Genomic DNA, 26,777 nt, shown 5'->3' on the forward strand with positions numbered 1-26,777 from the left:
TCTCAGCGGCGCGGGGCCGCCCCGACCTGCTACAAAGGCAGGAACGGACTAGGCTTGCCGTGCCAGGAGATACGCAATGCGTCACGGGCACGAGTGGTAGCGACGAAGAGCTGGTTACGGCTCTTCTTGAGCTCGCGTTCGTACCGGGTGGGGTCGGCCTTCTCGTACTGCTCGACGAGGGCGGTGCGCGGAAGGATCCCGTCACTCGCGCCGATAATCGCAAGCTTCTGGTATTCGAGCCCCTTGAACCGGTGCATCGTGCCGATGTGGACCTCGCCGCCGCCCTGCGGGCCGTCCTTGGTGAGGGTGGCGGTGGTGATGCCGTGTTTCATCTCCAGGTCGGTGGCGACGCGGCCGGCCATCTCGCCGTCGGCGACGCAGACGGCCATGGTGCCGCTCGGGTCGCGTACGGTGCCGTCCGCGGCAGGCTGGGTGATGTCCGCGCGCCACTGCTTGAGGGCCTCGGCGAGCTGGGCGATCTCGTCGGTCCAATCGGCGCAGGCAACGTACTCGGGGGCCGGGCCGTGCAGCAAAGAGTGATAGCCGTCGAGCGTGTCGGTGCCGTCGTCGAGGTCGTCATAGGTTGCCCCGCTGACGACCTTGGCGGCCTGGTCGAGGATCTCCTGGGTGGTGCGGTAGCTGAGCGTCAGCTTCGAGGCGCGGCCGCGGATGTGGATGCCCACGGTAGAGAGGGTGACCTGCCGGTCGTAGATCCGCTGGTGGGTGTCGCTGGCGATGAAGAGGTCGCCCTCGCCAGGCGCGACCATGGCGCGCAGCATCTTCCAGTGGGCGGGGCTGAGGTCCTGGGCCTCGTCCACGACGATGTGCTGGTAGCGATGACGCAGGTAGCGCATCGCGGAGCTGTTGTCGTCGAGGTGGACCAGATCACCGCCGCCGATGTCCGCCTTGCGCTCGGCCCGGACCTTGATCTTGTGGGCGCGTTCCATCTCGTAGCGGGCCGCCCGTTCGGCGGCCTGGGCCCAGGTCTCCCGGCCCAGACCGTTGAGGCGCAGGGTGAATTGGTCGAGCAGCTTCCAGATGGCGGCGCGTTCGGGGCGGCTCAGGGCGCGCCCCATGCCGGCGCGGCGGGCCTTGAAGTAGTCCTGACGGGTCGCGAGGGACTGACCGAGGACGATCTGCTCCCATTCGTCGAAGAGGAACTCGGCGCCCCAGCGCTGCTCGTCGTGCTCGAAGAGGACTTCGCGCAGGACGTCCAGGGCCCGGTCGTCGGTGATCAGGCTGCGCTGCGAGCCGGGCGCGGTGTTCTCGTTGAGGACGCTCTGCGCGAGCTGGTCGATGTGCTTGATGTCGACGCGGCCGAGTAGTGCCGGATCCATGAGCGAGGTGAGCCGGGAGCGCAGGTCGGCCGTGAGGTTCTTGGTGTACGTGGTCAGCAGGATCGGCTTGTTGTGGCCGGGCGGCAGAGCGGCGGCGAGACGGGCCACGCGGTGCAGGGCGACGATGGTCTTGCCGGTGCCGGGGCCACCGCTGACCCGGGCGGGACCGCCGTAGTTCCGCTCGACGATCTTGCGCTGAGTGGGGTGGAGGTACACCTTCCAGGCACGGAAGTCGCCCTCGGCGAGGACGTTACGGATGTCGTCGTCGACCGTGGTGACCGCGGTACGGGTGAGGGCCGCCGCCATGTCGTCCTCGAAGCCCGGCTCGAGTTCGGTGGCGGCGGGCTGGGTGATCTCGCGCTCGACCTCGCCCACGGACATGCCGGAACCGAGGCCGGTGAGGACCTCGGCGGTCAGACGCGGGGCGCCGGCGATGAGCTGGTCGAGTTCCTCGTCGGTCGTGACGGTGAGGGCGAGGTCGATGAGCGGGTCGGCGACACCGAGCCGGCGCAGGTCTTCGGGGGTGCAGCCGGCGAGGAGCGGTTCGGCGGGGACGGCCGGTTCCGGCGTCACGACGGGCGCGGGCGTGGGCTCGGTCGGCACGGTCTGCTCGTCCGGAGCCGGAGTGAGCTGGAGTCCCGCGCGCTGCAGGACGCTCTGACCGACGACGCCGAGGTCGACGAACTCGATTTCACCGGTGATCCGGTTGATGGCGACGGTGAGTTCCTCGTAGACGTCCTTGCGGTGGCGGACGGCGACGATCAGCCACTGCGGGATGCCATCGGCGCCGACACCGGCCCGGGCGAGAAGCGCCCGGTACGAACGGTCGATCTTGGCGCGGAAGATCCTGCCGTCGCCCTTGAGGGGCTTGAGGTCGAGGCTGGGGTGGTCGGGGTCGAGGCGGAACTGGTGACAGAAGTCGTAGAACTTCGTCTTGACCGACGACTCCATCTTGTAGAGCTCGTTTTCGGCCTTCTGGTAGAGGCTGAGGCGTGCGGTCATCGTGCGGCACCCTGTTCTTCGGAGTCGGGGCGGGTGGTGGCGTCGGGGAGCGCGGTCAGCAGGGCGTCGAAATCGGCGAGCCATTCGTCGGCCGAGCGGATGGTGAACCCGGCGTCGCGGTAGGCGCGCCAGGTCTTGTCGCTCTCCTCGTCCTCGTGGTCGTACGACTCGGCCATGACGGCGATCCGCTGGTCGCCGTGGTCCCAGGCGAAGTCGGCGAGCCAGCCGCGTTCGCCGAGCTCGAAGCCGTAGGCGGGGGCTGCCTTGCCACCGTCGGCCAGGGCGTGGGCGAGGCGAGTGAGGGGGGCGTCGGGTTCGTCCTCGTCGAGGTACTCGAGGATCTCCCGGTCCCACAGCAGGTCCCGCAGCTTCGCTTCGAGCGGGGTGGCCTCGGGTGCCTCCACTACGGGGGTTTGCGGCGCGGGCGTGCCGGTGCCGTACTGCACGACCAGGGATTCGAGTTCGCCGAGGCCGCCGAAGGCTTTGAGGACCGAGGTGTCGCACTTCGCCGCGGTGGCCGTGGTCAGCTGGACACCGTCGCCGCCGTCGTGGGCGAGGAACTGCAGGATGTTGGACCACTGGAGCCAGGAACGCCAGCGCGCCTTGTGTTCGGGCGTGCCGAGCTGGTCGGGTGCTGTGTCGTCGAGGCAGACCAGGGCGGACCAGTGGCCGGTGACGCCGTCGACGAGGAAGGCGACAGGAAGACCAGAATGGTCGCTGCTCTGGAAAAGGTTGAGCGTGCCGGTGCCCTGGACGGGGGCTGGGTCGATGCCGTCGGTGTCACCCCAGGCGTCGAGGAGGCGGTCGAGCGCCTGACGGGTCTGGTCGGCGGTGCCGTTGCCGACGAGGATCTCCTGCCCGGTTCCGAGGAGTCCGCCGACCACGGCCGATGCCCGCCTGCCCCAGGCCGCGTCGTCCGGACTGCGCAGGTACGCGAGGAGCATGGTCATCGGGTCGGCGAAGCCGGTGGTGGCGAGGTCATCACCGCCACGATCGGCGTAGAGCTGCTTGGCGATGTCCTGGGCACTGTGCGGGTAGGGCGGCCATACCGGCTCGGCCGCCTCCCGTCCCGAGGAAGCCTGTGCCGTGCCGGTCTGCCGCTCGAAGGCGTCGAGGTCGTCCCAGGTGAGCTGGAAGACGATGCGCCCGTCGGCCCGGAGCCGGTTCCGTTTGTCGGCGTCGCCGGCGAGCCGGTTGTGCTTGCGGGTGGCGTGGTAGCGGTGTCCGTCGAGGTAGACGGTGATCTTCTGCTTGGGGCCCTCGATGCGTTCGAAGGTGAAGTCGGTACGGGTGAACCCCTCGTTGCGCTGGGCGGTCAGACGCCAGCCGTGGATGGTGCCGACCTCGTCAAGACGCAGGTAGGCACTGTTGTCGCCGCTCTCCTCCAGGACGGCATCGCTACGCTGGCCGACCCACCCGCGCAGGGCGTTGAGGAAGCGTGCCTCGAGGTCGGACTCGACCTGTCCGTCGAGGCCGATCTGGTCGGTGTTGCCGACCGGTTTGGTGTTCCACGCGTCGGTGTCGGTGCCGAGGAGTTCGTCGAGGATCTCCAGGGCGGCCTGGCGGGAGACGCGGTCGATGTACTGCTCGTCGGCGTAGCGGTACAGGCAGCGGTGGCAGGCCGGCACGGCCTCCCCGTTGCAGGGGCACTCCTCGAGAAGCCGCCGTGCCCCTTCGAGTACCTGCCGGAAGGCTGCCGGGTCGGTGAGCCGGTCGAGGTAGCCGGTGCCGTGCGGGAGGCGGTCGTACAGGACCAGGAAGTGCCGCTTCTCCGCGGTCTCACGGTCCGGCATGGTGGCGAGGGTGGAATCGAGGTGCTGGGGGTCACCGCCGAAGGCTTCGTCCACGCCCAGGCGCAGGGCCGCCTGGAAGGAGTGGACCCGCTCCTCGACGAGGACGGTCGCGGCGGGCAGCAGGATCCGCAGCGCTTCGGTCTCCAGCTCGTGGGCGAGCAGGACGGGTTCCTGGGGCACGTCCTGCTTGCCGCGCCGCAGCGGGCACCAAGGGGTGTGATGCTTGACTTCGCGCTGGCGGTTGGCGGAGTTGTCGACGGCGTCGCGGTCGTCGTCGAAGACCGGCCGTCCGTCGGCGGTCGCGGCTCCGCAGGCGGTGCACACGTGGAAGGGGGCGATGCGCACGGGCCGTCCGGCGAGCTGGTCGTTCTCCTGGGCTCCGATGCTGAGCGGTCCGGCGTTGACGCGACGGATGACGGCGCGGCGGGTGTAGTCGACGCCGAAGATCTCCTTGGTGTGCCGCCAGGACTTGCCCGGGGCGAAGTCCTTGGGGGCGATGTCGACCATGTCCACGACGGTGTAGAAGCGGCGATCGCGGTCGTCGCTCTCGTCTCCGATCCTGGCGTCCTCGCGCTTGTCGCGGGCGGTGACGACGCTGGGCTGGACGATCTGCCACAGGCTGCCGGAGTCGGCGATGCCCGCTTCCCCGCAGCGCGGGCAGGGGGTGATGTCGTGCTCGGCGTTCTCGGTGCGCACGTAGCCGCACGAGGGGCAGAAGCGCCAATGGCGCCAGTCCTGGTCCCGGCCGGTGACGATGTCGATGCCGGTGATCCGGTGCTTGTAGCCCTCGGCGTAGAAGGTGTTGCCGGGGGCGAGTTCGGACAGGGCGAAGCTGCGCGGCCGTCCGTAGGAGAACGGCTTCGACTTGTAGCTGTCCCGCCCCTCGGGTGTGGTGCCCTCGGGCCAGTAGACGGTGGCCTCCAGGGTGGTCGTGGCGTCGATGAGGGCGTAGTTGGGCAGCAGGCCGAGGTCGCACAGCACGGTCTGGGCCGGCTGGCGCTGACGCGTGGCTCCCTGCTTCGAGAGGGCGCCCAGCTCGGCCTCCAGCTCCGCCTTCGTACGCGCCTGCTCGTCGTCGCCTTCCTTGAGCTCGTCGATAGCCGAGCGGATCGTACGGATACGGGTGCGCAGTTTCTGGTTCTCGCGCTCCCACTCCCGCTCGGCCTTCTCGATCGCGCTGCGGATCCCCCGGACCGCGTACTCCTTCAGTTCCCCCTGAGCGGTCTCGCTCACACCGGTCGGGAACAGCGCGAGGAAGCCCGCGACGAGCTCCTCGCCGTGGGCGAGTGCGGCCTCGGTGAAGTCGGCGAGATAGCCGGAGGGGCCGAAGAGCTCGTCGACACGGCGCGACAGGGCGGCCAGCGGCTTGCCGTCCTCGCGCAGCAGGCGGCCGCGTGCCGCCAGATCGAGGAGGTGGGCGGTGTACTGGCGGCGCAGGATCTCGATGGCCGACAGGTACGAACCCGGCGGCACGATCCGCCCGTCGATCATGTCCCGCGGCCGGTCGAGGAAGTACAGGTCGCGACGGGAGCGGTCGGGGATGGTGAGGAGGAAGGCGTTGCCGGTACGGCGCCCGGCCCGGCCCGCCTGCTGGGCATAGTTCGCCGGACGGCGCGGCAGGGCGCCGAGGACGACGGCGGACAGGTCGCCGATGTCGATGCCCATCTCGAGGGTGGGCGTGCAGGACAGCACATTGGGGTCGTTGAACCCCTCCCCCTTGCGGAAGGCCTCTTCGACGCGCTCGCGCTTGCCCCGGGAGAGCAGACCGGTGTGTTCGGCGGTGATGACCTGGTAGGTGCCGGCTCGCCGGTACAGGCTGCGGTAGTAGTCGTCACGGTAGTCGCGGTCCCGGTCGTGCCGGTCCACGGTCTCCAGCCATCGGTCGCCCGCGACGAGGCGTCCGGACGCGCAGCGGTACGACTGGCAGGGCTGCCCGTGGTACTGCGCAAGCAGCGAGGGATGGACGGTCTGCTCCCAGAAGCACTTCGGGCAGCGCACGTACGCCTTGTTGACCTGGGTTTCGGACAGCAACTGCAGGCGGACAGCGCCCGGCTGGAGACCGTAGACGCGGGCGGCCGTGTCCTGCGGGGTGCGCGCCGAGAGCAACCCGGCGTCGATGAGCTGGGGCAGCAGCCGCACCCAGAACTCGTCGGCCTGCTCGCGGGTCATGTCGAAGCAGCGCTGGGCCCAGGACTGGTACCAGGAAAGCCGCCCGGCGGCGAAGTCGAACTCGCTCTTCATCTTGGGCCGGGCGAGCAGGAAGGTCGGGGCGGAGACACCCCGGGGAAAGGCTTTCATGCCACGCGGGCGGCCACCCCAGATGAAGTAGCGGCTCGTGCCCGCCTCGTCGAGGAACTTGTCCAGCCAACGGTGACCCACGGCTCCCCGGGTACGCAGCCGCTCCAGAAGGCCGCGCAGGAACGCCAGGTATCGGGCATCGTCGTGCGCGGTGAGGGCGAGCCCGTGTTGAGCGGACTCCTCATGGACGGCTCGCACGATCGCGACGGCGGCCCGCTCGTCGGGGATGCCCACCCAGGCGGCAGCCGTGCGGGTCAATTCGAGGGTACGGCCGTTACGGGAACGGTGGCCGAACTCCATCACGGCCTCGAACGCGAACCGCTCGCCGATCAGGTCCCAGGTCCTCTTGTCCCCACCGCGCCCCTTGCCCGACAGCAGCCGTGCGACTCCCGCGTCGTCGTGCAGGTCCGGCGGGACGACGGCGGCGAGCGTCTCGCGATCGGTGGTGGACGCGACGACATCGGCGACGAGGTCGTTCAGCGCGGTGGAGCGCTGCTCGCTCAGGTGCTTGGTGAACAGGGCCCGCAAGGAGAAGGTGTACGAGCGGGAGGCGACGAAACCGGCCCGGTGCGCGGCGTCCTGCACCGAGTCGTTGAACATCAGCGTCTTCGTCTCACGCTGTTCCCTGTCCATCTCCCCGCCGGTGAAGAGCTGGGTGATGGACGCGGCGGCGAGCGCGGCCGCGCCCGTACCGAGGAAGCGGATGGCGTTGTGCGTGCCGCACGCCGGGCACCAGTCGTCCTTGGCTGCCCGCTCCGCGGTGTCCCCCAGCTGGACGAGGACGAAGACCGAATCGGGCCCGGCGGGCTGCGGGTTGCCCTCGTTGTCGTAATCGTCCTGCGGGTCGGGCAGGCGCAGGCGGCGGGAAGACCCGTCGAGCACCATGAGCACGCCCGCGCCACCGGTGGTCAGCGACCTCTGTTCCGCCCGGTTCATGACGGTACGGCCATTGCCCTCACGGGCCTCGTTGTCGGTGGCCGCCACGAGGGTGCGCACCTTGGACTTGTTGGCCGTGACGGTGGCCCGGCGGATCTTGTGGGCCTCGAAGCTCAGCTCCTCCAGGTCCGACTCGGGAGCGAGGACCGACCAGCCGGAGCGCCCGCACTCGCGGCAGTACACCGCGGGCAGGAAGACCTTCGTGTCGCGGGAGGTGGTCGTGTCGGGCGTCGTACGCAGCCGACTCTCCGCCCCGACCGTGTCCCAGGCGAACTCCGCCTTCGGCCACGGCAGTACGCCCCGGAGCATGCGTGTGACAGACCGCGCCCACTGGTGCACCTCCACCTGGACGAAGGGGCGGCTGATCCCGGCGGGCGTATCCGGGTCGCGCGCCACGGACAGCAGGGCGACGAAACGGGCCAGTGCCGCCGCGGCGACCTGCGGCCTCGTCGTGATCGCCTCGTCCCAGCTCTTCGCCCCACTGCGGCGCATCACGTCGAGCACCTCGTCGTAGGTGCACACCGTGCCGTCGAAGGCCTTCAGGACCGCATACGTCAGACGGTTGCGCTTGAGCTCGGAGCCGAGGCCCACCGGATCAGTGGTACGGCGTCCGGTGACGGCCTCGGCGAGATCCGCGAGCGCCTCCGGGCCGGAGGCCGGATCCGGCAGGGCGGTCAGCGCCTCCGGGGGCGCGGCCTGTCCGGGAAGGAACTTCGCGTCCGTGATCGACTCGTCGAGCATGAACTCGTCGACCGTCAGCCGGTTCTCGCCGACGATCGCGTCCTCGGTGAACTCGGCGCCGAAGACGTTGGCGGCCACGGAGAGGAGCTGCCGCACTCCGTCGGCATCGGTGCCGGAGGCGAGGGTCGCGGAGGTGGCGACGGGAGTGATCGTGCCGAGCGGCTTGCCGGGCCGGCTCGCGCCGACGGCGATGGCGAGGCGACGCAGCAGCATGGCGACGTCGGTGCCCTGGGCGCCGTCGTACGTGTGGAACTCGTCGACGACCACGTAGCGGATGTCGCTGCCGTCCCACAGCGGCGCGTCGGCGGCACGCTGCAGGAGCAGGTCGAGCATCTTGTAGTTGGTGATCAGGATGTCCGGCGACGACAGCCGCATGTCCTGCCGGCGCGTGTAGACCCGGTCGTAGTGCGTCGCCGCCTTGTCCCCGATGTACAGGCCGGCCCGTACGCCGCTCAGCTCGTCGTAGTCGGCGAGCAGTCCGTTGATGCGCGCTGCCTGGTCGGTGGCCAGGGCGTTCATCGGGTAGAGGAAGATCGCCTTGACCCCGTTGTTCCCTGCTGCGCGCTCTCGGGCGCAGTGGTCGAGCACGGGGTACAGGAACGACTCGGTCTTGCCGGAGCCCGTACCGGTCGTGACGAGGGTGGGCTCGGGTACATGCCCGTCCTTCGAGGTGAGCCGGGCGAAGGCACGGGCCTGGTGCGCGTACGGCATCCAGCCGTCCGTACGCACCCAGTCCAGATGCTGCTGCCAACCGTCGTCGGCCGGGGTGAAGGGCGTACGAAGGCGAAGGTACGGGCCGCGGAACATGCCCGTCGTCTCATCCCCGAGGAAGGCATGTAGCGCCTTGCGTACGCCTTCGTCGGCGAGGCCGTACGTCGTGGACAGGTACTGGAGCAGGCTCTCCTTGAGTCCCTGCGCTTCGAGGGTCGGCCTCACCGGCTCGGAACCTCCATCTTCTCCAGGTCCCACAGGCCCCTGCTCACGGCTTCGTCGAGACGCTGCTTGAAGTAGGCGTGGGCTTCACGCATCTCGCGCTCGCGGTCGGCCTTGTAGAAGGGGGCGGTGTAGCCGTCGGGAGGTGTGGCGTCGGGGTCGGCGGGGAGCACACCGTCGGGGGAAGGCTCACCGACCGCTTCGCGGTAGGCCTCGAACTGGGTCCAGGTTTCCTTGGTCTGACGCTGACCGATGGTTCGGGCATTGCTCGCCAGCTTCCACCCCTCGGCGTCGAACCAGCTTGCCGCCTCGTACTTCTGGAGCACGGGGAATCGCCCCTTGTACGCGGCGATCAGGGCGTCCGCATCCATGCCGAGCCAAACGGCGACGAGTGCGTCGATCTCGACGAGTGCGGCGCGACGGGCGTACTCGGTACGGAGGGGGGTGTCGCGCCGCCAGGTCGAGGTCACGGAGTGGAGTTCCGTTTTCATGCCGGGCCAGTTGAGGGCCCAGGGTTCGTACGCTGGCCAGGTGGGGTCGTAGAGGCCCTGCCAGAGATCGGCGTAGGCGGTGGTGAGGCAGTTGAGGCGGAGAGTACGGAGGAGGAGGGCGGGGGCGAGGGGGTGATGCGGTGACGGGGCGGGCATCGCCTTCGCTCCGGCGATCCGCAGGTCCCCCCGGCCAGAGGAGCGGAGGAGGTAGTCCACGGGCAATGCCGCCCAAAACCCAGCAACCAGTGAGGTCATCAGTCGCCCGGGCATTGCCAGGCTGTGCACGGCGTCGATGTGCGTCGCGCCGGGAGGCACAATCGCGGGGTACAACGCGCGTTCAGTATTCGGCGCAACCTGTCGCCGCCAGGCTGTTCGGTAGAACGTCGTGTTCCGTCTCCGGGCCCGCTCCACGAGCAGAGCATCCACCTCCTCCTGCTTGGCATCCCCCATCGCCTCGGCCACCTGAGCCTGCGCACGCGCCAGCGCCTTGTCGTCCGCGCGAAGGCGTTCGAGCGCCTGGTGATCGATCCAGCGATCCTGAGCCTTGAGGTACTCCTGCGCGCGGCCGGGCACTCGCACGTACTCCGTGTCTGGTACGAAGTCCGAGGGCAGCGAGACCAAATCGGCGCCGAAGGGCGCGTTGGAGTTGGCGTCATGCCGCTTGAACACCGGTGTGGCGACGCTGATCTGCGTGCCCTTGAGGATCACATGGCGCCACCGGTCCGGTTCGAACGGCTCGCCCGTCTTCGGGTCCGGCCGGTTGTAGTCGATCAGCCGATCCTTCTTGGCCCCACTCTCGTGGTAGCCGGGCGTGATCTGTGGCTGGAAATCCGCGAGACGCAGTCGATAGTTCGCCAGGGCCTCAATGGCGGACGCCTCGGCCGTGCTCACAGGAAACAGCAGGCGTGCCTCCTCCACCGGGCCCGTGTCACCGAACAGCCGCTTCCAGACCGTGAGTAGCTCCCTGTTGACGTGCACAACGCGCGATCGGTGTGGACGCTCGTCGAACTCCCCGTTCTGATAGCGGATTCCCGGGGCCTCTCCCGAACCGTCATGGTTCGCCGAAAAGCGCAGGGCATCGGCCGATACCAGCCAGGAGAGGTGACTGAAGTCGATCTCCCGAGGGTGACCGTAGACATGCACGCCAAAGTGCGTGGTGTCGCCCACGGGGCGAGGGAAGAACCGCTGACCGGAGTTCACGAAATCGCCGTGGATCCGCAGCCGTTGGTACGCTCCACCCCGCAACGCACCTTCCTTGTCCCCGGTGAAGTGTGTGTCCGAGTGTAGGAATCCGGTCGTGCCCCGCACAGACGCATGGTCCCATACCTGGCACATGAAGGCGCGGTACAGATCGGGCTGGGTTCCCTCCAACAACGGATACACCTGCGGCGCTCCGTAGAAAGCGACCTGCCCGACGTTGTCCGTGATCTCACCCAGCACATAGGCGGCCGCATCTGGAGACTTCAGCAGGTCGTCGCGGCGCTTCTCCTTCACCGACGTGGAGACCTGCTCTTCCAGCTCGAACCACGGCTCGCATTCCGCCAGCACCAGGGACTCGTTCCAGCGCGGCCGCACCCACGGCGGGTTACCCACCTGCAGGTCGAACCCACCCGCCTCGCTCTCGAAGATGCCCGCGAAGTCCAGCTCCCAGTGCAGGAAACCCTGCTCCACGGCGATATCACGAACGATCCGCATCCAGGGGTAGCGGGTTTCGACCGCCTTCCGCGCATCGTCCATGTCCATCTCGGGCTGAGTCTGGATCAGCTCTTCGAGGGCCTTCAGCTCCTCAAGCGATTCGAGGGACGACAGGATCGTCCCCTGCTGCAGGTCCTTTGTGCCGACCATGGATTCCAGGAAGGCGATCCAGTCGTCCAGGTCCGCAAGCGGGATGACGTCACGCCGGCGTACCGGCCCACGGGGCTTCTTCGGCGCGGAAGGGGTACGTGCCGTCTTGAGCCCATCCGCCTTCACGAACTCCTCGTCGGCTCCTTCCTCCCCCAGGGACATCTGGTCACCGTCCATGGCGAACAGCATCCGGCTCTCGACGAATCGCGGCACGGCCGTGGGCTCGGGCGCAGGCAGCGGCGTCTCGTTTTCGGCGGTCGGCCCAGCCGCCCCGGCCACCGACGACAGCAGGGCGTCCAAGTCCGTCCCGGCCTCCGCCGCGACCACCGGAGCCGTCTCATACTCCGCGTCCGTCCCGTCCAGCAGGCCCACCTTGTCCAGCGGCCAGAACCACAGCGCGCACCACGCGTCCATGACCTGCTTGAGGCGCCAGTACGGGGAGCCCTCCGCCTCGAAGAGGTCCTTGAAGACCTGCTCCTTGGTCAGCGGCAGGCTCTGGTCCGCGTTCTGCTTGTCGTGGCGGAGGAAGGCGTACTCTTCCGCGTTCTCCTCGCGGTCGGTCCCCCACACGTCGATCGTGCGGGCGATCTCCTGCTCGCTGAGTTCCATGCGCTTGGCGACGAGCTTCCACAGGAACTCGACCCGACGGGCCGCGGCCTGCAGCCGGGCGAGCTGGCTCGCCTTGCCACCCGTCGTCCTGGGCTTGGTCTGAACGCCCTTCTTCCATGCCTTCAGCTGGTCCACCTGCGTCCCGGCGAGCTGCTCGACCAGCTTCTTCGCGTCGCCGCTCGCTCCCGCGACCGCGCCCCAGCCCGGCGTCGGCAGGAGGAACTGGTGCACGGCCCCGTCCGGCAGCGGCTGCTCGGCGCCGTCCCCGGTCGCCCGGAACGGCAGCTTGGTCGGCGTCTGCGCGCCGATGGTCCGCTCCTTCTTGATGCGCTCGGCCTCGTACACCCAACGACGCGCCCCGATCAGGGAGTTGCCGCGCCGCAGGTGCAGGCCGAACCACGGGGCACGCATCCCGGGGTGCATGGTGTTGAGCCACAGCGACACCTCGGCGAGCTCCACACCCGTCTCGTTGAGGTCGATCCCGTACGCGTTGTGAAGGGCGATGTACGCCTTCACCTTCTGCTTCGCCTCGAGCGCCTTCGACGTGTCCAGGTTGGCGCCCAGCTCCTCCTGGCGGCGCTTGAGGTACTCCTCCGCGACCAGGTCGATCGCCTTGTTGAGGAACGCGCCGGAGCCGAGGGCCGGTTCGCAGATGGTGTAGCGCAGGAGTTCGCTCGCGCGGGTCCGTACCGTATTTCCGTCGGCGTCCTTCTCCTGGTCGAGGCGGTGCTTGAGCGCCAGCTCGACGGTGACCTCGGTGAGGGATTCGGGGGTGTAGTACGAGGCGGACGTCTCGCGGTCGCGGCCGGCCAGGCGGTAGACGAACCGGCCCGGGGCGTACTTCTTGGGGCCGCGCAGGCCGTGCTGTTCGGTGTCCTGGGCGGAGTACACGACGTGCGTGTTCTCCGGGTAGTCGTTCAGCCGGTCGGCGGGGACGAGCCAGGAGCCCTTCTCGGGGTCGCCGTACTGCTTGCCGGCCTTCTTGGCGCCGGGCTTGGCGACCTCGGCCAGCTCCTTTTCCTCGTCGATGATGCCCGTGTAGGACATCAGGCCTTCATAGACGGCGCCGAGCTGGTTGATGCCGAGGTTTCGGTAGGAGATGAAGCCGCCCTGCCGGCCCTTCTGGCCGGCCTCCTTCAGGGTGAGCAGACGCAGCACCTGGTGCAGGGCTTCGTTGCGCAGCCGCAGGTCCAGCCACCGCGGTTCTTCGTCCCCGTCCTCGTCCCAGCGGGGGTCCAGGACACCGTTGCCGATGAGGGTGATGGCCTTCGGATCGAACAGCTCGCTGCGCAGCGGCTCGAAGCGAAGGCCGCGCTGTTCGCTGCGCTCGGCGGCGGGCTCGGCATCGTCCGCTTCGGTGCCGTGCGGGCGGTGTCCGAAGTTGACCTTGTTGAAGAGGACGTCGAGGGAGGCGTAGAGGTGGAAACCGCCTCGGCTGTCCTCGTCGACCAGCTTCCGCTCGCGCGCAACCAGCTCGCGCAGCCGGGCGATCGAGTAGCCGGCCTCGTAGGTGGAGTCGTCGGCGGGCAGGATGCCCAGTTCGGGGCGGGCCTCCGCGTACAAGAGGAAGAGGATGCGGTAGAGGTAGCGCAGGGACTCGCGGGTGAGCTGCTTGGCGAACGGTCCCTTCCTGAGGGCCTCGATCTCCCGTGGCTTGACCTTCGCCTCGCGCAGGCGGTCGAGGACCTCGTTCGCGATGATCTCGACCGACTGCTGGAGTCCCTTGCGCAGCTCAGAGTTGACGCCGACAGCGTTGTCCCGGGATGCCTTGATCAGCTCGTCGATGCGTCGACCCTTGCCGTCGGGGCGGGGCGCGAGCATGTCGTGGGAGAAGAGGGCAGCGAGGAGGGAGAGTTCGCCGGCCTTGGCCGTGTCGTTGCGGGCGAGGGCCGCGTCCAGGCTGACGGCGAGGTAGCGGCCTTCGGCCCAGGACTTGCGGTCGGCGAGGACGAGTACGCCGCCGCACAGCAGCAGGACGAAGCGGGGAGCGTCGCCGCCGGGCTCGTGGAGTTCGCTCTGGAAGAGCCAGCCCGCCAGCTTCTCGCCGAGCTCGATGAGGCCGTCGGTGGCCTTGAGGGGGTGGAGGAGCTGTCCGGCCTCGTCGGGGTCGAGGGCGTCGTCGAGGGAGTCGGTCCAGCCGCAGTCGAGGGCGACGATGCCGTCTCCGTACCAGGCGACCTGGAGCTCGTACTCCTTGCCGGCGTTGTGCACGGTGATCGGCTGCTTGGGCCGCTCACCGTAGCCAAGGGCTTTGAGGACGGTGGTGTGCCAGGTGGTGATGTGCTCGGCCCACTCCCCCGTCGGGTCGTCGTAGGTGCTGCCGGGTTCTTCCTGCTGGGCACGGGAGCTCAGGAAGGGGCGCGAGGTGGCCAGGTAGTCTCCGCGGAGCCGGGGCAGGAGTTCGCGCGGAGTGGGCTGGGGATCGTGGGGGTCGGTCTCGCGGCCGGTCCACAGGGTGAACAGGCCCTCGTCGCCCGCCTTGCCCTTCTTGAGGGTGTTCTCCAGCTCTTCGCTGAAGTAGTGGGCAGAGAGGTATTCGCCGCGGTTGGCGAAGGAGTCGTAGGTGTAGCTCATCGTGCGGACTCCTCGGCGTGCGCGGTGGACTCGGTAGTGGCGTGAAGGGGTTCGAGAACGCAGAGGACCCGCAGCATCGGGTCGCCGTCGGTTCGCAGGCGGCGTACGAGGTCGCGGCGGCGGGCGGCGGTGTCGTACACCTGCTGGATGCGGCGCTGCTGGTTGCCGACGGCGATCAGGGCGCCCTGCTCCCAGACCTGCACCCGGTCCTCGTACGGGGCGAGGTAGGAGTCGACCTGCTTGTCGTAGTCGGCGCGGCGCTCGCGCAAGTGGGTCTCGGCCGCGTCGACGGCCGCGGGGACGAGTTCCTGGAGGAGGTCGGGGGCGACGGGCTGGGCGCGGCCGGGCATGTCGGGGCCGACGCCGCAGGCGGCGAGGAACGTCGAGTCCATGCGCCATACGCGAGGGCTGTCCGCAGCGAGCCCGGTGATGGCCATCCACTCCACGACCGTCGGCTTGCCCGCCGCGTTGGAGTACACGCCTTGCAGGAGGTAGACCGGGCCGGTGAGGGCTTCGGGCAGGGTGGCGTCGATCCGCTTGGCCTTGGCAAGGTCGGGCCGGTAGGCGAGGACGAACGCCTCGTCGTACTTGAGCTTGGCAAGGACCTTGTCCGTTACCCAGTCAAGCACGGGGTGGATGTCGGAGACGTAGGAGACGTTGGGCCACTGGGAGGTGGGCTGGTCCGTCTTGCCCTGCTTGGCGTTGCGGGCGGCCTCCAGACGGTCGGCGGCGTACTTCTTGTCGAAGGTGATGCTCAGCGTGCCGTCGTACTTGGACGTCGTGAGGATCTTCTCCTGCTCCAGGTACGACTTCGGCAGTGCCCGGAAGCGGTACTGCAGGTCGTCGGGCGGAGTGAACTCGATTCGGCCATGGGTCGTCTCGGGCTTCCAGCCGAGGGCCACGCGCTCGGCCTCCGGGTAGATGAGGTCCATAGCGGCGTGGAAGTACGCCTTGGTGTCGGTGAAGACGTGGGGGACGTCGGCCTCGGGCACCGGGGCCGTGCCGAGGGTGGCGGGAGCGGCCGTGGGGTCGGCGAGCCGGGCGTTGGCGCCGGCGAGGAGCCCCGCGAGGACCCCGCCGGACTCCTGCTGGGACTGCTTGATGGAGCGCTCGACCGTGCCGCCCTTGATGAGGTCGCGGGTGAGGCGGTCCTCTTCCTTCTTGTCGTTGTAGAGGCCGGTGACGGCCTCGGCGCTGCCCTCGCCGGTCTCGATCTCGTGCGCCTGGGCCTCGCGCCGCAGCAGACGGGCGCCGACGAGCCGGTCGTCGAGCGTGAGCATCTCGCCGCTCTCTTCGTCGCGCCGCCAGGGCACGTCGGCGGTGAGGGTGAGGGCACGGAACTCGGGGCTGATCGCCTGCCCGTAGCGGTCGATGCGTCCGTTGCGCTGCTCGATGCGGATGAGGGACCAGGGCAGGTCGTAGTGGATGAGGTCGTGGCACTGGTGGTGCAGGTTGACGCCCTCGGAGGCGATGTCGCCGGTGAACAGCAGCCGTACCGGCTCTTCGAGCCGGCCGAAGCGGTCGACGATCTCCTGCTGTTGCTGGTCGTTGGTGGTGTCGCCGTGCATGACCTCGACGGCTCCGCCGTACGCCTTCCAGGGACGCGTCGCGTCGGCCTTCGCCTCGTTCTTCTTGAAGCCGAGCCGGCCCGGGACTTCCTGGGCCAGCCAGTCCAGGGTGTGGACCCGCTCGGAGAAGATCACGACGCGGCGCTCGGAGCGCGGGCCGACGCCGAGTTCCTTCAGGGTGCGTACGAGCGCGTCGAGCTTGGCGGAGTCCTGGTCGGTGAAGTCCGCGACCAGCGCCTCCAGCTCCGCGAGCGCCTTGCTCTCGGCGGCGAGCGCGGCGCGGCGCTCGGGGGTGTCCGCCGCGGCCTTTACCTTGCCCTTCTTCGGGTCGTCCAGGTAGGCACGACGGTTGGCGAGGGATTTCCGCAGGGCGACGTGGGAGGAGAGGAACGCCTTCAGGAAGTTGTAGCCGACCAGCGGATCGGCGCAGACCGACGAACGGGCGGGGTCTCCCGGGGTCCACTCGCTTGCGAGCTTCTCCAGGACGGCGATCTCCTTCGGTGTCGCCGGAGCCGGCACCGGCAGGGAGTCACCGCGCTCGGCCCAGGGCTTGCCCTTGAGGCTGTCCCGCACCTCCCGGTCCGTCTTGGTGCGCCTGATGTAGAGGTGGTCGAGGTCGGCGACCTTGTAGTTCTTGGGGTCGGCGATGGCCGCCGGATCGAGCATCCGGATCAGCTCGGCGAAGGATTCGGCATCGCCGTTGTGCGGGGTGGCGGAGGCCAGGATCAGCGCATCGGTCTGCTCGGCGAGGCGGCGGGCAAGACGGTTGTTGCGGGTGCCCTTGTTCACGAGGTTGTGCGACTCGTCGATGACGACCGCGTCCCAGGTGATGTTCTCCAGGTGGTGGGCGTACGTCGCCGACTTGAGGGTGTCGACGGATACGATGACGCGCTTGAAGTGGGCGAACGGGTTCCGGCCTGCCGGGATCTCCTGCTGGATGCGCTGGATGCCGGTGGAGTCCAGGCGCACCAGCGGCAGGGAGAAACGCGTCCACAGCTCGCGCTGGAACTGCTCCAGCACATGGGCGGGCGTGACCACGAGGATACGCTCGCCGCGCCCCCGACGGATCAGCTCCGAAAGCGTGATGCCGATCTCCAGCGTCTTGCCCAGTCCGACCACGTCGGCGATCAGCAGCCGGGGCTGCGGGTTGCGCATGGACAGCGCCAGCTCGGCGGGGCGCAGCTGATGCTGCTGCCGGTCCATGAGGAAGGAGTCGGCGAGGGCGATGCCGTGCTCGGTCTGCGGCAGCGCAGTCTTGCGGATGACCGCCTCCAGGTGGAGGCGCGCCTTGGCGTGCTTGGAGGTCTCGTCGGGCACGAGCTGGGTCTTGCGCGGATCGAGCACCTCGATCACGTCAAGGCCGGAGTAGAAGATCGCATCCGTGCCACGGACGAACGAGGAAACGCCGCTGACCTCCACCATGAGTCCGTCACGGGACTCCGAGACAGACTTCACCAGCCACTGCTCGTGGCGGATGCGCACCTGGGCGCCAGGGGCGAAAACCGGCCTGGCACCGGCCGGGTATGCCGACTGCGCCGGATCGGCGTCGCGCCCTTCAGGAACCTCAGGCTGCATCGCCGTAGTCACGTGGTGCTCCTCTGTGGACTGTGTGCTCGTGATGTGCAGAGTGGTCGTGCAGGGCCGGCCTGAGGCGGCCGATGTGGTGAGACGGACGCCAACGAATCCAGGGGCGACACCACTCGCTCTTTCTGTCGCCCCTGGACCGGCCTCGCCGGTAGAAGGGTGGGAGAGCAGTTCAGCGCTTCGACCAGGCGAGCGCGGGCCCCACCGCGTAGCGCTCACGCAACTCCTCGGCGACCCTCCGGGAAGCGGGCGGGCGGCCCCTTTGTGGTGTGGGCGCAGCCGGGCTCCCGCTCGCGGGCTCGGGTACCTGCACGGACACGGGCGGGAGTGGGCCCTCGGTGTCGCTCGCGGCTGGTGAGTCCGGACCGGATTCACCGCCTGGTGGCGAGACAGAGGTCTCTTCCACCGCAATCGCTGGCTCTTCGCGCAGCAGTTTCTCAAGTGAGTCGAGCCGGTCCAGCATCGGTCCATCAGGCTGCGGCAGCACCATCGTGGAATGGTCCTTCGCCGTCGTCTCCTGGATCAGCGCGCGCCGTGCACGAGCCGGACTCGTGCCCAGCTGACGCATGAGATCGGCGCACTGCCTGGTCACCTCCTCTAGGGAGGGACGGTCGTCCGCTTTGTGTGCCAGCATGCCCGTCACGATCGGGGCCAGCTCATCGGGCATCCCGGACAGGTTGGGGCCGATCTCTGGGTTGACCACCTGCGCGGCGACTGCCTCCCACCGGGCGCCGTCGTACGGGTAGTGCTCGGTCGCCGCGTACAGAAGTACGGTGCCCAGGCCGTACACGTCAGCGGCCTGCGTCACGTCCACCTCGCCCAGGGTTTGCTCCGGCGGCATGCAGCGAACCGTGCCGATGACCATGCCGGCCTGCGTGAGCGTCCCCTTGGACGCTCCGACGAAAGCGCCGAGGCCGAAGTCGATGATCACCGGACCGAAGTCGCCGAGGATGACGTTCTGCGCCTTCAGGTCGCGGTGCACCAGACCAGCGGCGTGCACAGCGGCAAGCCCCTCAGCCAGCAGCGCGCCGAGGCTCGCGACGAGCGGCGCGGACAGCGGCCCCTGGCCTCGCACGACATCCGAAAGCGGGCGGCCAGGGACATAGTCCATGGCCAACCAGGGCTGCTCGGCAAACGGGTCTGCCTCGATGAAACGGGCCACACGTCCCGTACCCGAGATCGTGCGCGCGATCGCTGCCTCGCGTTCGAACCGGGCGCGTGTGTGCGGGTCCGTACGGTCGGGCCGGATCACCTTCACGGCAACCGGTTCACCCGCGACCGAGTAGGCGAGGTACACCTCCCCCATTCCGCCCGCGCCGAGCCGGCGCTCGACGAGGTACGGACCGATACGCGACGGCAGAGGCGCGCTGCTCACCGCACACCCCCTGACTCCCGCAACAACAGCACAGCCTCGCTCGGCACCTGCCCTCGCTCCGCCGCAGAAGGAGCAGAGCACAAGGGTAGGGGAACCGACGAATCACGCCCACAGCCTACCGACCGGCCTCCCATGCGAGAAAGTGATCACATCGGACTGGACCGATCTTCCCGGCTCTGTGTCCGAAATCAGGCCGCTACGGAAAGGTGACGAGGCTATTCATCCTCGCCGCTCATCTCACCGTCGAGGTCCTCGGGCGTGATGGTGCGCCGGCACTGCGGGGGGTCCTTGTCCATCTGGAGGGCCGCGTGGAGGGGGATCGGGTAGCGGGTGCGGTGCTTCCAGGCGAGGGCCTGGTGGCAGAGCCTGGCGGTCACCACCATCAGTTCTCGGCGATGGTTGTTGTTCACGGTGATCGGGAAGATCTCGGTCGCGGTCATGGCGTAGTAGTTCGCCTTGATCTCGTTCTTCCCCTTGTTCCATGGCAGTGCGCCGTAGCGGGTCTTCTTCGAGCCCTGTCTGCCGGCACCATTGCCGTCGAACTGGTGGTGGCCGTGCCCTGTAGGGGCGTGGAGGTCGACACTGGCGTCGGCTGGGCGGCAGCCTCGGCACGGAGACGGGGAAACTACGCCACACAGGCTTGGGCAGTCGCTACGGTGGGGTACGCCAGCTCAGATACGGAATCCGGTACAAGGGGGCGCGGTGCACATGCGTGCCGTGAGGGAGCCAGCGAGGCCAAGCGAAACCCAACAGGGGATCGAGTGGCTGACCAACTTCGGCCCCGGGGACACTGAGACGGCTCAGCAGTTGCTAGACAGCCTGCATATCGTGTCGGAGACAACGTTCAGGCAGGGGCTGCTGGAACATCTGGGGTCAGCCCTAGCTGGTGAAGCCAGCATGGAGAAACCAGCGGCACTGTATGGCGTCCGCTCCTGCAAGGCGACGGACACGATGTTCATCGACAACGTGTCACCACAGGTTTCTGGTGGCGATGGCGGCGGTAGCGAGTTGATCGTCCAGAACATCATCCGCAGTGTGGAGCGGAGCCTGGACACCTCCGTCGTGACGCGCAACGCTATAACGATTGATCTTCTCCAGGCGCGTCGTGCACGGAGCCTAGTGTTCGTTTCCGACTACGCTGGCTCGGGCGAGGAGTCTCTGGCGTACGCGCGAGCTTGGCTGCGGAATGCGACGATCCGCAGCTGGCGCTCCTTGAAGTTGGTCCGGCTGCACCTGGTCCTCTTCGCCGCAACAACCACCGGACTGCGGCGCATCCGTGCCAGTGGGCTGTACGACGGGGTGTCGGTGCTGCACCGCGGGATGGACCTTCCCTCGGCTCAGTGGCATACAGACGAGCTCCGGAGGATCAGGAAGCTGTGCGAAGACTACGCACGGCGGCCCGAGGACGGTGCAGGCTGGTCGGGCAGCGAGGGGCTGCTCGTGTTCGAGCACACCGTGCCGAACAATCTGCCATCCATCCTGCGTCAGACCAGGGGTCGGACTCGGCGTCCCGACGGGAAGTGGGCACCGTTCTTCGAGCAGCGCACTGCGCCGTCGGGGCTCATGCGTGACCTCGTCGGATACCGGCCAGAGCGCAACGCGGAACTCGGGCTACGTGGCATGGGGCGAGTCCAGCTGACCGGATCGGGCAAGCTACACGTGCGCTATCGGGGCGGCATCAGGGACCTTGTTGAGGTCCTTGGCCACATCGCGAAAGGCCGCAGACACCCCGAACAACTGGCGAGCGATGTTTCGGTCTCCGTTCCGGTGGCCAGAAACCTCGTCCTCCAGGCCCAGAAGCTGGGTTTGGTGGACTCTCAAACGCGGCCTACCGACGCAGGATGGAAGGAGCTGCGGGCAGCCAAAGCGAAGCCCCGGCTCGTCGTAAGCCGCTTGCGGGGCAGTCAGGAGCCTTACTACCCTGGCACCTTGCGGGAGAGTCGGTGACGGCCTAGCGCAATCGGCGAGGTCATCGCCGAGTCAACGGTCTGCATTTGCAGGCCAGGCTGCGGTCGTGAGCCGCACGCTGTGGACAAGCTGTCGAACGCCTGGATGGTGCGAGGCGCACGGTCTCCTACGTGGGCCTGGCGCGCGACTCGCACCACCCGCCGGGGGCGGGATACACCGAAGGTAGGCCACCCCATCGACTCTCCCGCGCTCTATAGGGGCCTCGGCCGCAGGAACGGCGTCCCTTCCTCAGTCATCGACGAGGCTTTGGAGCAGATGCGACGAGTTCGAAGTCAAGGACTCACGCCTGTACTGACGCTGGGGCACCTGGCCCACCAGACTGGCGCGCCCTACCTCTACCTGCGAAGGATCGTCCAGCGGCGACAGGACCCATACACCGAGTTCTCCCGCCCCAAGCGTGAGCCCGGCAAAGCTCGCACAATCGCGGCCCCAGCGCCCGTATTGATGGACGTGCAACGCTGGCTCCTGGCCAACGTAGTCAGCCCGATCCCAGCGCACGGGGCGAGCTACGCCTACCAGCAGGGACGCTCTGCCGTGCAGTGCGCGCGGCTTCACCTTGGCGCCTCGTGGTTACTGAAGTTCGATCTGCATGACTTCTTCCACTCCGTCAACGAGCGTGCAGTTCAATCGATCCTGCGGGCAGTCGGATACAACAGTCTCGTCTCCTTCGAAATCGCCCGCGTCTGTACCCGCGTCCCGGGCGGAATCACCTGGCCGCACTTCAGGAGTGCATACCAAGCCATCCCCGCCTACAGTGCGCCGGTCCTGGGCTACCTCCCACAGGGAGGCCCCGCGAGTGGCGCCCTTGCCAATCTGGCCGCCCGCCCACTGGACGAGGCTCTCGCATCCGTCGCCGACCGGTACCGCATGACGTACACACGCTATGCGGACGACATGACCTTCTCCACTCTGAGAAGCCTCGACCGCTCCACGCTCACACGCTGCGTCTCCGAGATCTCGGCAACGGTGTCCGCCGCCCAGTTCCGGCTACACAGGAAGAAGACCCGTGTTGTGCCGCCAGGTGCCCGCAAGATCGTCTTGGGCCTCCTCGTGGACGGCGAGAGACTCCGACTGCCGCAGCACACGAGAAGGAGACTCGAAGATCACGTCCGCGGTGTCGCCAAGTTCGGGCTTGGGGCCCACGTCGAGCACGCCGGCTACAGCTCCCTGCAAGGGTTCGTCAACCACATCGACGGGCTGCTTGCGTACGGGCATGGCGTGGACCCTGCGTGGTCGAAGCCACTGGCCGCCCAATGGGAGCACCTGATGAATGCTGCGGGTCTTTCGACCCAGGAGCGCCGCCTCTGGTGAGCAGAGGTCGGTCTTCCATATCGTGCAGGCCATCTGCACCCCTCATGAGCAGGGGTGCAGCGACGATTGTTCGACGAGACGAACTGTGATCCATCAACCTTCGGTGGGATTCGCTCATGGTTCGGTGCGACGGGACAGCTGTCCGGTGCCATTGAAGTTTGATCTGCGCCAGCGAAGACTGATCACTCACTCGTTTGCGTCATCAAAGGTAGAGCGATGTGCATTGACTTAGGCAGGGAGCCCACTGTTCACAGGGCACCGAGCACTTAATCGGGGCGGTTGCCTCACGCGCGGGTCGCCCGATCGAACTCCGCGAGGGGCGGTGAGGGGCTCGCTCCCTGTGGATGCGGAATACGCGGACTCCTCCGGCGATTGGTCTTTGTGCGGAGATCAAGGGAGGGGGCGCTGGTAGCCGAGCTGATGTTGTTCCGGCAGGACGCGGACGGGCGGGATGTCGAGCTGTCTGGTTCGACGGTGGCGCTGGGGGTGGAGCTTCAGCGGCGGGTCGAGGCCGGGCTGGAGCAGATGCTCGGGATCCGGTTCCTGGCGTCGGAGTACTCGACCGGTCCGTGGCATCGGGGGCGGATCGACACGCTGGGGCTGGATGAGAACGGCAGCCCAGTGGTGATCGAGTTCAAGAAGGGGTCTGACAGCGGGGTGCTGTCGCAGGCCGTCTCGTACATGGCGTGGCTGAAGTCGACGCAGCACGAGTTCGAGGCGCTGGTCCGGAAGGTGCTGGGCGCGGAGGCGGCGGAATCGATCAACTGGCGTCGTCCGCGGATGGTCTGTATCGCGGCCGGCTTCTCGCGCCACGACCGGGTGGCCGTGCAGCGGGTGCCCGAGCGAATCGACCTGGTGCGCTACCGCGTCTTCGAGGGCGGTTTGCTGAGCCTGCTGTTGGTGGACTCCTCGCCTGGCGTGCCGAGCACGGCGCCCCGACGGAGCCGCGCTCGGGACGTGGCGGCCGAGGACCGCGACGACCCCTCCTTCGGTCACACCGAGCGGCAGTTCCTCTGGCACCTCGGCAACGCGTGGACGCACCTCGGCCGCACCGAGGACGCCTGGCAGGTCCAGCGTCGTGTGCTCGACCTCTACCCGCCCACGGAGTACCTCGACCCGACCCTGATCCGCTTGGACCGCGCGACGTGCCTTGCCCGGAGTGGCGAGCCGGGAGGAGGCTTACCGCACCGCCACGCAGGCCCTGACGGCACTGTCGGACGAGCATCGCACCGGCATGGTCATGAAGTACGCCACCGACTTCAGCCGCACCGCAGGACACGGCCAGCTCCCCGCCGGGAGGAAGTTCGCCGAGCTGCTGCGTGCCTGAGCCGAGCTACCGGCCGACCACGGGATTGACCAGGGCGCCGATTCCGGACACGTGCACGGCGCCCTCGTCGCCCGGGACGACCGGGCCCACTCCGGCCGGCGTACCCGTCAGAAGCACATCGCCTGGTTCCAGCGTGACCGCCGCCGTGATGTACGCCAGCAGGTAGGCGACCGGATGCAGCATGGTGTCCGTCCCGGCCGACTGCCGCTCCTCGCCGTTCACCTCGCAGCGCACAACGAGCTTCGTCGGGTCAAGGCCGGTGGTGATCCACGGGCCGAGCGGGCAGAACGTGTCGAACGCCTTCGCCCACGACGGCTGCCCGTCCTCTCGTTGGATGTCCCGCGCGGTCACGTCGTTGGCGCACGTGTAGCCGAAGACGTAGTCCAATGCCCGCTCGGCGGGCACGTCGCGGGCGGTACGGCCGATGATGACGGCGAGCTCGGCCTCGTAGTGCACCTCGTGCGACTGGGCCGGGTAGCGGATCGGCTCCCCAGGGCCGATCACGGCCGACGGCGGCTTGAAGAAGAGCCGGGGGGCGGCCGGCGTGTCCAGACTCAACTCGGCGATGTGGTCAGCGTAGTTCCGGCCGACCGCCACGATCTTCCCGGGGCTGACCGGGGCGAGTAACCGTACGTCGTGAAGCGGGAGGCGGCGGCCGGTGAGCTCCGCCGCTCCCCTTACCGGATCGGCGCTCAGCACCTCCAGGACGTTGCTCCCGTCCTCAGCGATGAGGCGCCCGTGAAGGACGTCGCCCTTCCACTCGAACCTGACCAGCCGCTGCGATTCACCCGTCAGCCTCATGCCTGAACCGTACCTTCGCGCCGAGAACTGCGGGCCAGGGAGCGATCAGAAGGCGTGGAGGTACATCCGCGCCTTGCCGCCCGGCACGTCGTGCACGTAGACGTCGATCCACTGGACGCCGCCACGACGGTGGTCCTTCACGCACGGCGGACACACTCCCGCCCAACGGGCACCCTTCAGCGTCTGCGGCTCCGGCAGCCCCAAGTGCCCGAAGAGTTCCTGATCCGGCGGGAGATCCACTGCCTTGGTGTGGAGCGGCTTCTCTGTGCGAAGGTCTTCCGCGATCTGGACGGCCGTGCTCGCGTCGGTGACGAAGGAGAGGAGGTAGACGTCCTCCTGCGGGTTCGCCTGAACCGCGCCGTTCACTTCCGTCGCGCCCGCCGGCACGTCGACCTTCATGAAGTCAGCGGCCTCGGGTGCGCCGGCTCCCCGCTCCCAGTACGGGTAGCGGTCGCGTGTGGCGCGGTCCCGGTCGGATGTGGAGCAGGAGCTCAAGAGCAACGAGGCGGCCAACACCATCAGCAGGCGTCGAGTGGTCTTGTCCGGCATGTTCACCTGTTCTCTTCATCGCCTCGCGAAACGTCCCCGCGGCCGCCGTCGCGACCGGGATCTGAGGGGTTCACCGTGGGCGATGCGTCGCTGTTCATGTCGTGGTTGAAAGCTGAGCTGCTGCCTCGCATGTCGAATTCCTGAGCGAAGCCCACCTTGTGCAGTCGGCCCATCTCGTCGTCCGGGATCACGATGCCGCCAGGGAAGGTTGTTGACTTGCCCTTGTCCCAGTTGTAGCGGTCCCAGACGTTTACCTGGTAGTCGAGGGAGACGGTGGGCTTGCCGTCCGCGCCCGGCCTGACCGTGACCATGCCGGAGATGTTCTGTTCGTGCGCGCCGACCGCGTGGTACCACTCGTCGTTCTTGAAGTCGGTTCCCTCATGGTCACTCTCGACCGGGATGACGACCGTCTTGTCGCCCCCGGCCTTCGCGAACGCGTCGAGCGCCTGCTTGCGCCACGCCTCCTGGTTGTCGGCGATGTGGTTCGCTTCGATCTCAGCCCTGAAGCGGGGGTCGTCATGCAGGATCCGGTCCACGTCGAGGTTCAGCGGCTCACCAGAGGCATGTAGGTAGTGCAGCATGTTGCGGGAGGCCGCGTTCTCTCCGGCGGCGTCGCCGGCCGTCGCGATGGCCAGGGTCCGGGCGTGGAACCACAGATCCTGGGGAGTGGGCTCTTCCACGTTGAACTCGCCGGATCCGGGGTCGGGGGAGTGCCACTGGTACTGCGAATCCATGATGCCGGCCGCTCGTAGTTCGTCGCCACGCTCCTGGAGCAGGACGCCGCGGGTGACCGGGGCGAGGCTCCGCCACCAGGCGGGGACGTCCTTGCGTTCCTTGGGCATGTTGGCGGCCTTACCGGCCTCCGCCAGGGACGGGTACGGGCTTTCCTTGGGGATCCGGTTGAAGCCGTTGAACGTACCGTCCATGAGGTCGGAGTCGAGAACGGCGGCATCGAAGGCCAGGCGCATGCCGTCGTCGGCGTCTGTGACCGCCTTGACTGCCTGCGCGAGCTTCTCGGCCCACTCGCTCGCCTGCGTGCGGGCGCTTTCCTGGTAGTCGGGATCGTGCCCGAACGCCGTGCGTTCGCCCTGGGCGAGCTGCGCGGTGTCGAAAGCGACGACACCCTGGTCGGAGACGCGCATGCCCACCCTGACGGCGTCGTCACGGATCGCCTTGAGCCGGCCCTGCAGGTCGGTGAACTGCGTGTGCGCGTCACGCAGGATACGTGCGACTGCCTTCGCCTCCTTCTGCGCTCCTTGGAGTTCCTTGAGCGTGACGGTGAACCTGGCGTGGGCGGCGTTCGCGCTCAGCCCGATCCATGACTCGCCGAGCGGGACGCCATGGACGTCCTTCTCGTACTGGTCCTCGAGCGCCTTGAACTTGGCGGCCATCTCCTCCCACTTGCCCGCGGCGGCGGTCAGCGTGGACAGGTCGGTGCTCATGGCTTCGTGATAGGTCGGCATGACTCCCCTTAACTGATCGTTTCAGAATGCCGCCCTGCGGAGACGCTGGCGGCCCATGGAACAATCCCCTTCAACCACGGGCTCAGGGGGGGGATGACGCCGTATGGAACGGGTTGGGGATGCACGAGGGCTCGTGCTTGGTTACGTCGACGCTCTGAACGCAGTTGACGCGGCCATGAGGGCGGCGATCCCTTCGCTTGAGCGACTCGCAGATGTCCTCGGCCTGGTCCGTTCGCACCGGATCATCAACCGGAGTGGGCGGGTCGGCACCT

Annotated in this window: 12 protein-coding genes; 3 read left to right on the forward strand and 9 right to left on the reverse strand. The window is 68.1% G+C overall.

The window, feature by feature from the left end; all coding sequences use genetic code 11:
- Positions 1-29: 29 nt before the first annotated feature.
- From ABZ318_RS23265 to ABZ318_RS23290, 6 genes are all read right to left on the reverse strand, one after another.
- Positions 30-2,339: a UvrD-helicase domain-containing protein gene (locus ABZ318_RS23265; RefSeq protein ID WP_356904393.1), complete on the reverse strand. Its 2,310-nt coding sequence runs from the start codon at positions 2,337-2,339 to the stop codon at positions 30-32.
- On the reverse strand, positions 2,336-9,043 hold the full coding sequence (locus tag ABZ318_RS23270; RefSeq protein ID WP_356904394.1) for a DEAD/DEAH box helicase: 6,708 nt from the start codon (positions 9,041-9,043) through the stop codon (positions 2,336-2,338). The genes ABZ318_RS23265 and ABZ318_RS23270 overlap by 4 nt, the downstream gene beginning before the upstream one ends.
- Positions 9,040-14,559 (reverse strand): hypothetical protein, encoded by a 5,520-nt coding sequence (locus tag ABZ318_RS23275; protein WP_356904395.1) that lies wholly within the window; start codon positions 14,557-14,559, stop codon positions 9,040-9,042. The genes ABZ318_RS23270 and ABZ318_RS23275 overlap by 4 nt, the downstream gene beginning before the upstream one ends.
- Complete coding sequence (locus ABZ318_RS23280; protein ID WP_356904396.1) at positions 14,556-17,714, reverse strand: DEAD/DEAH box helicase; 3,159 nt, start codon at positions 17,712-17,714, stop codon at positions 14,556-14,558. The genes ABZ318_RS23275 and ABZ318_RS23280 overlap by 4 nt, the downstream gene beginning before the upstream one ends.
- 169 nt (positions 17,715-17,883) lie before the next feature.
- On the reverse strand, positions 17,884-19,086 hold the full coding sequence (locus tag ABZ318_RS23285; RefSeq protein WP_356904397.1) for a serine/threonine-protein kinase: 1,203 nt from the start codon (positions 19,084-19,086) through the stop codon (positions 17,884-17,886).
- 215 nt (positions 19,087-19,301) lie between these two features.
- Entirely contained in the window at positions 19,302-19,724 is a 423-nt protein-coding gene (locus tag ABZ318_RS23290; protein WP_356904404.1) for an RNaseH domain-containing protein, read from the reverse strand.
- 190 nt (positions 19,725-19,914) lie between these two features.
- Here ABZ318_RS23290 and ABZ318_RS23295 point away from each other — a divergent pair, with 190 nt between their 5' ends.
- The 3 genes from ABZ318_RS23295 (at position 19,915) to ABZ318_RS23305 (ending at position 23,721) form a co-directional block, all read left to right on the forward strand.
- Positions 19,915-21,033: a hypothetical protein gene (locus tag ABZ318_RS23295; RefSeq protein WP_356904398.1), complete on the forward strand. Its 1,119-nt coding sequence runs from the start codon at positions 19,915-19,917 to the stop codon at positions 21,031-21,033.
- Between the two features lie 276 nt (positions 21,034-21,309).
- The gene (locus tag ABZ318_RS23300) at positions 21,310-22,365 is read left to right on the forward strand and encodes a reverse transcriptase family protein (protein WP_356904405.1); all 1,056 of its coding nucleotides are present in this window, start codon (positions 21,310-21,312) and stop codon (positions 22,363-22,365) included.
- A 420-nt stretch (positions 22,366-22,785) separates the two neighbouring features.
- Positions 22,786-23,721 carry a hypothetical protein gene (locus ABZ318_RS23305; protein ID WP_356904399.1) on the forward strand — a complete coding sequence of 312 codons (936 nt, stop codon included), beginning with the start codon at positions 22,786-22,788 and terminating at the stop codon, positions 23,719-23,721.
- Here the strand turns inward: ABZ318_RS23305 and ABZ318_RS23310 are convergent.
- Genes ABZ318_RS23310 through ABZ318_RS23320 form a run of 3 tightly spaced genes read right to left on the reverse strand, consistent with a single transcriptional unit; the run spans position 23,699 to position 26,484 of the window.
- Entirely contained in the window at positions 23,699-24,493 is a 795-nt protein-coding gene (locus ABZ318_RS23310; RefSeq protein ID WP_356904400.1) for a fumarylacetoacetate hydrolase family protein, read from the reverse strand. The genes ABZ318_RS23305 and ABZ318_RS23310 overlap by 23 nt on opposite strands.
- A 45-nt stretch (positions 24,494-24,538) precedes the next feature.
- Positions 24,539-25,042, reverse strand: coding sequence for a hypothetical protein (locus ABZ318_RS23315; protein WP_356904401.1), 504 nt, complete (start codon positions 25,040-25,042; stop codon positions 24,539-24,541).
- A 2-nt stretch (positions 25,043-25,044) separates the two neighbouring features.
- A complete protein-coding gene (locus ABZ318_RS23320) occupies positions 25,045-26,484 on the reverse strand; it encodes a hypothetical protein (protein ID WP_356904402.1) in 1,440 nt (479 codons plus the stop codon).
- Positions 26,485-26,777 lie beyond the last annotated feature (293 nt).

The organism is Streptomyces sp. NPDC006197 (genome assembly GCF_040613865.1).
Lineage (GTDB): Bacteria > Actinomycetota > Actinomycetes > Streptomycetales > Streptomycetaceae > Streptomyces.

Excerpts from the sequence above, each read along its gene's own strand:
- ABZ318_RS23265 (WP_356904393.1), bottom strand. The coding sequence starts at position 2,339 with ATGACCGCACGCCTCAGCCTCTACCAGAAGGCCGAAAACGAGCTCTAC.
- ABZ318_RS23275 (WP_356904395.1), bottom strand. The coding sequence starts at position 14,559 with ATGAGCTACACCTACGACTCCTTCGCCAACCGCGGCGAATACCTCTCT.
- ABZ318_RS23300 (WP_356904405.1), top strand. The coding sequence starts at position 21,310 with ATGCGACGAGTTCGAAGTCAAGGACTCACGCCTGTACTGACGCTGGGG.
- ABZ318_RS23305 (WP_356904399.1), top strand. The coding sequence starts at position 22,786 with ATGTTGTTCCGGCAGGACGCGGACGGGCGGGATGTCGAGCTGTCTGGT.
- ABZ318_RS23310 (WP_356904400.1), bottom strand. The coding sequence starts at position 24,493 with ATGAGGCTGACGGGTGAATCGCAGCGGCTGGTCAGGTTCGAGTGGAAG.
- ABZ318_RS23315 (WP_356904401.1), bottom strand. The coding sequence starts at position 25,042 with ATGCCGGACAAGACCACTCGACGCCTGCTGATGGTGTTGGCCGCCTCG.
- ABZ318_RS23320 (WP_356904402.1), bottom strand. The coding sequence starts at position 26,484 with ATGAGCACCGACCTGTCCACGCTGACCGCCGCCGCGGGCAAGTGGGAG.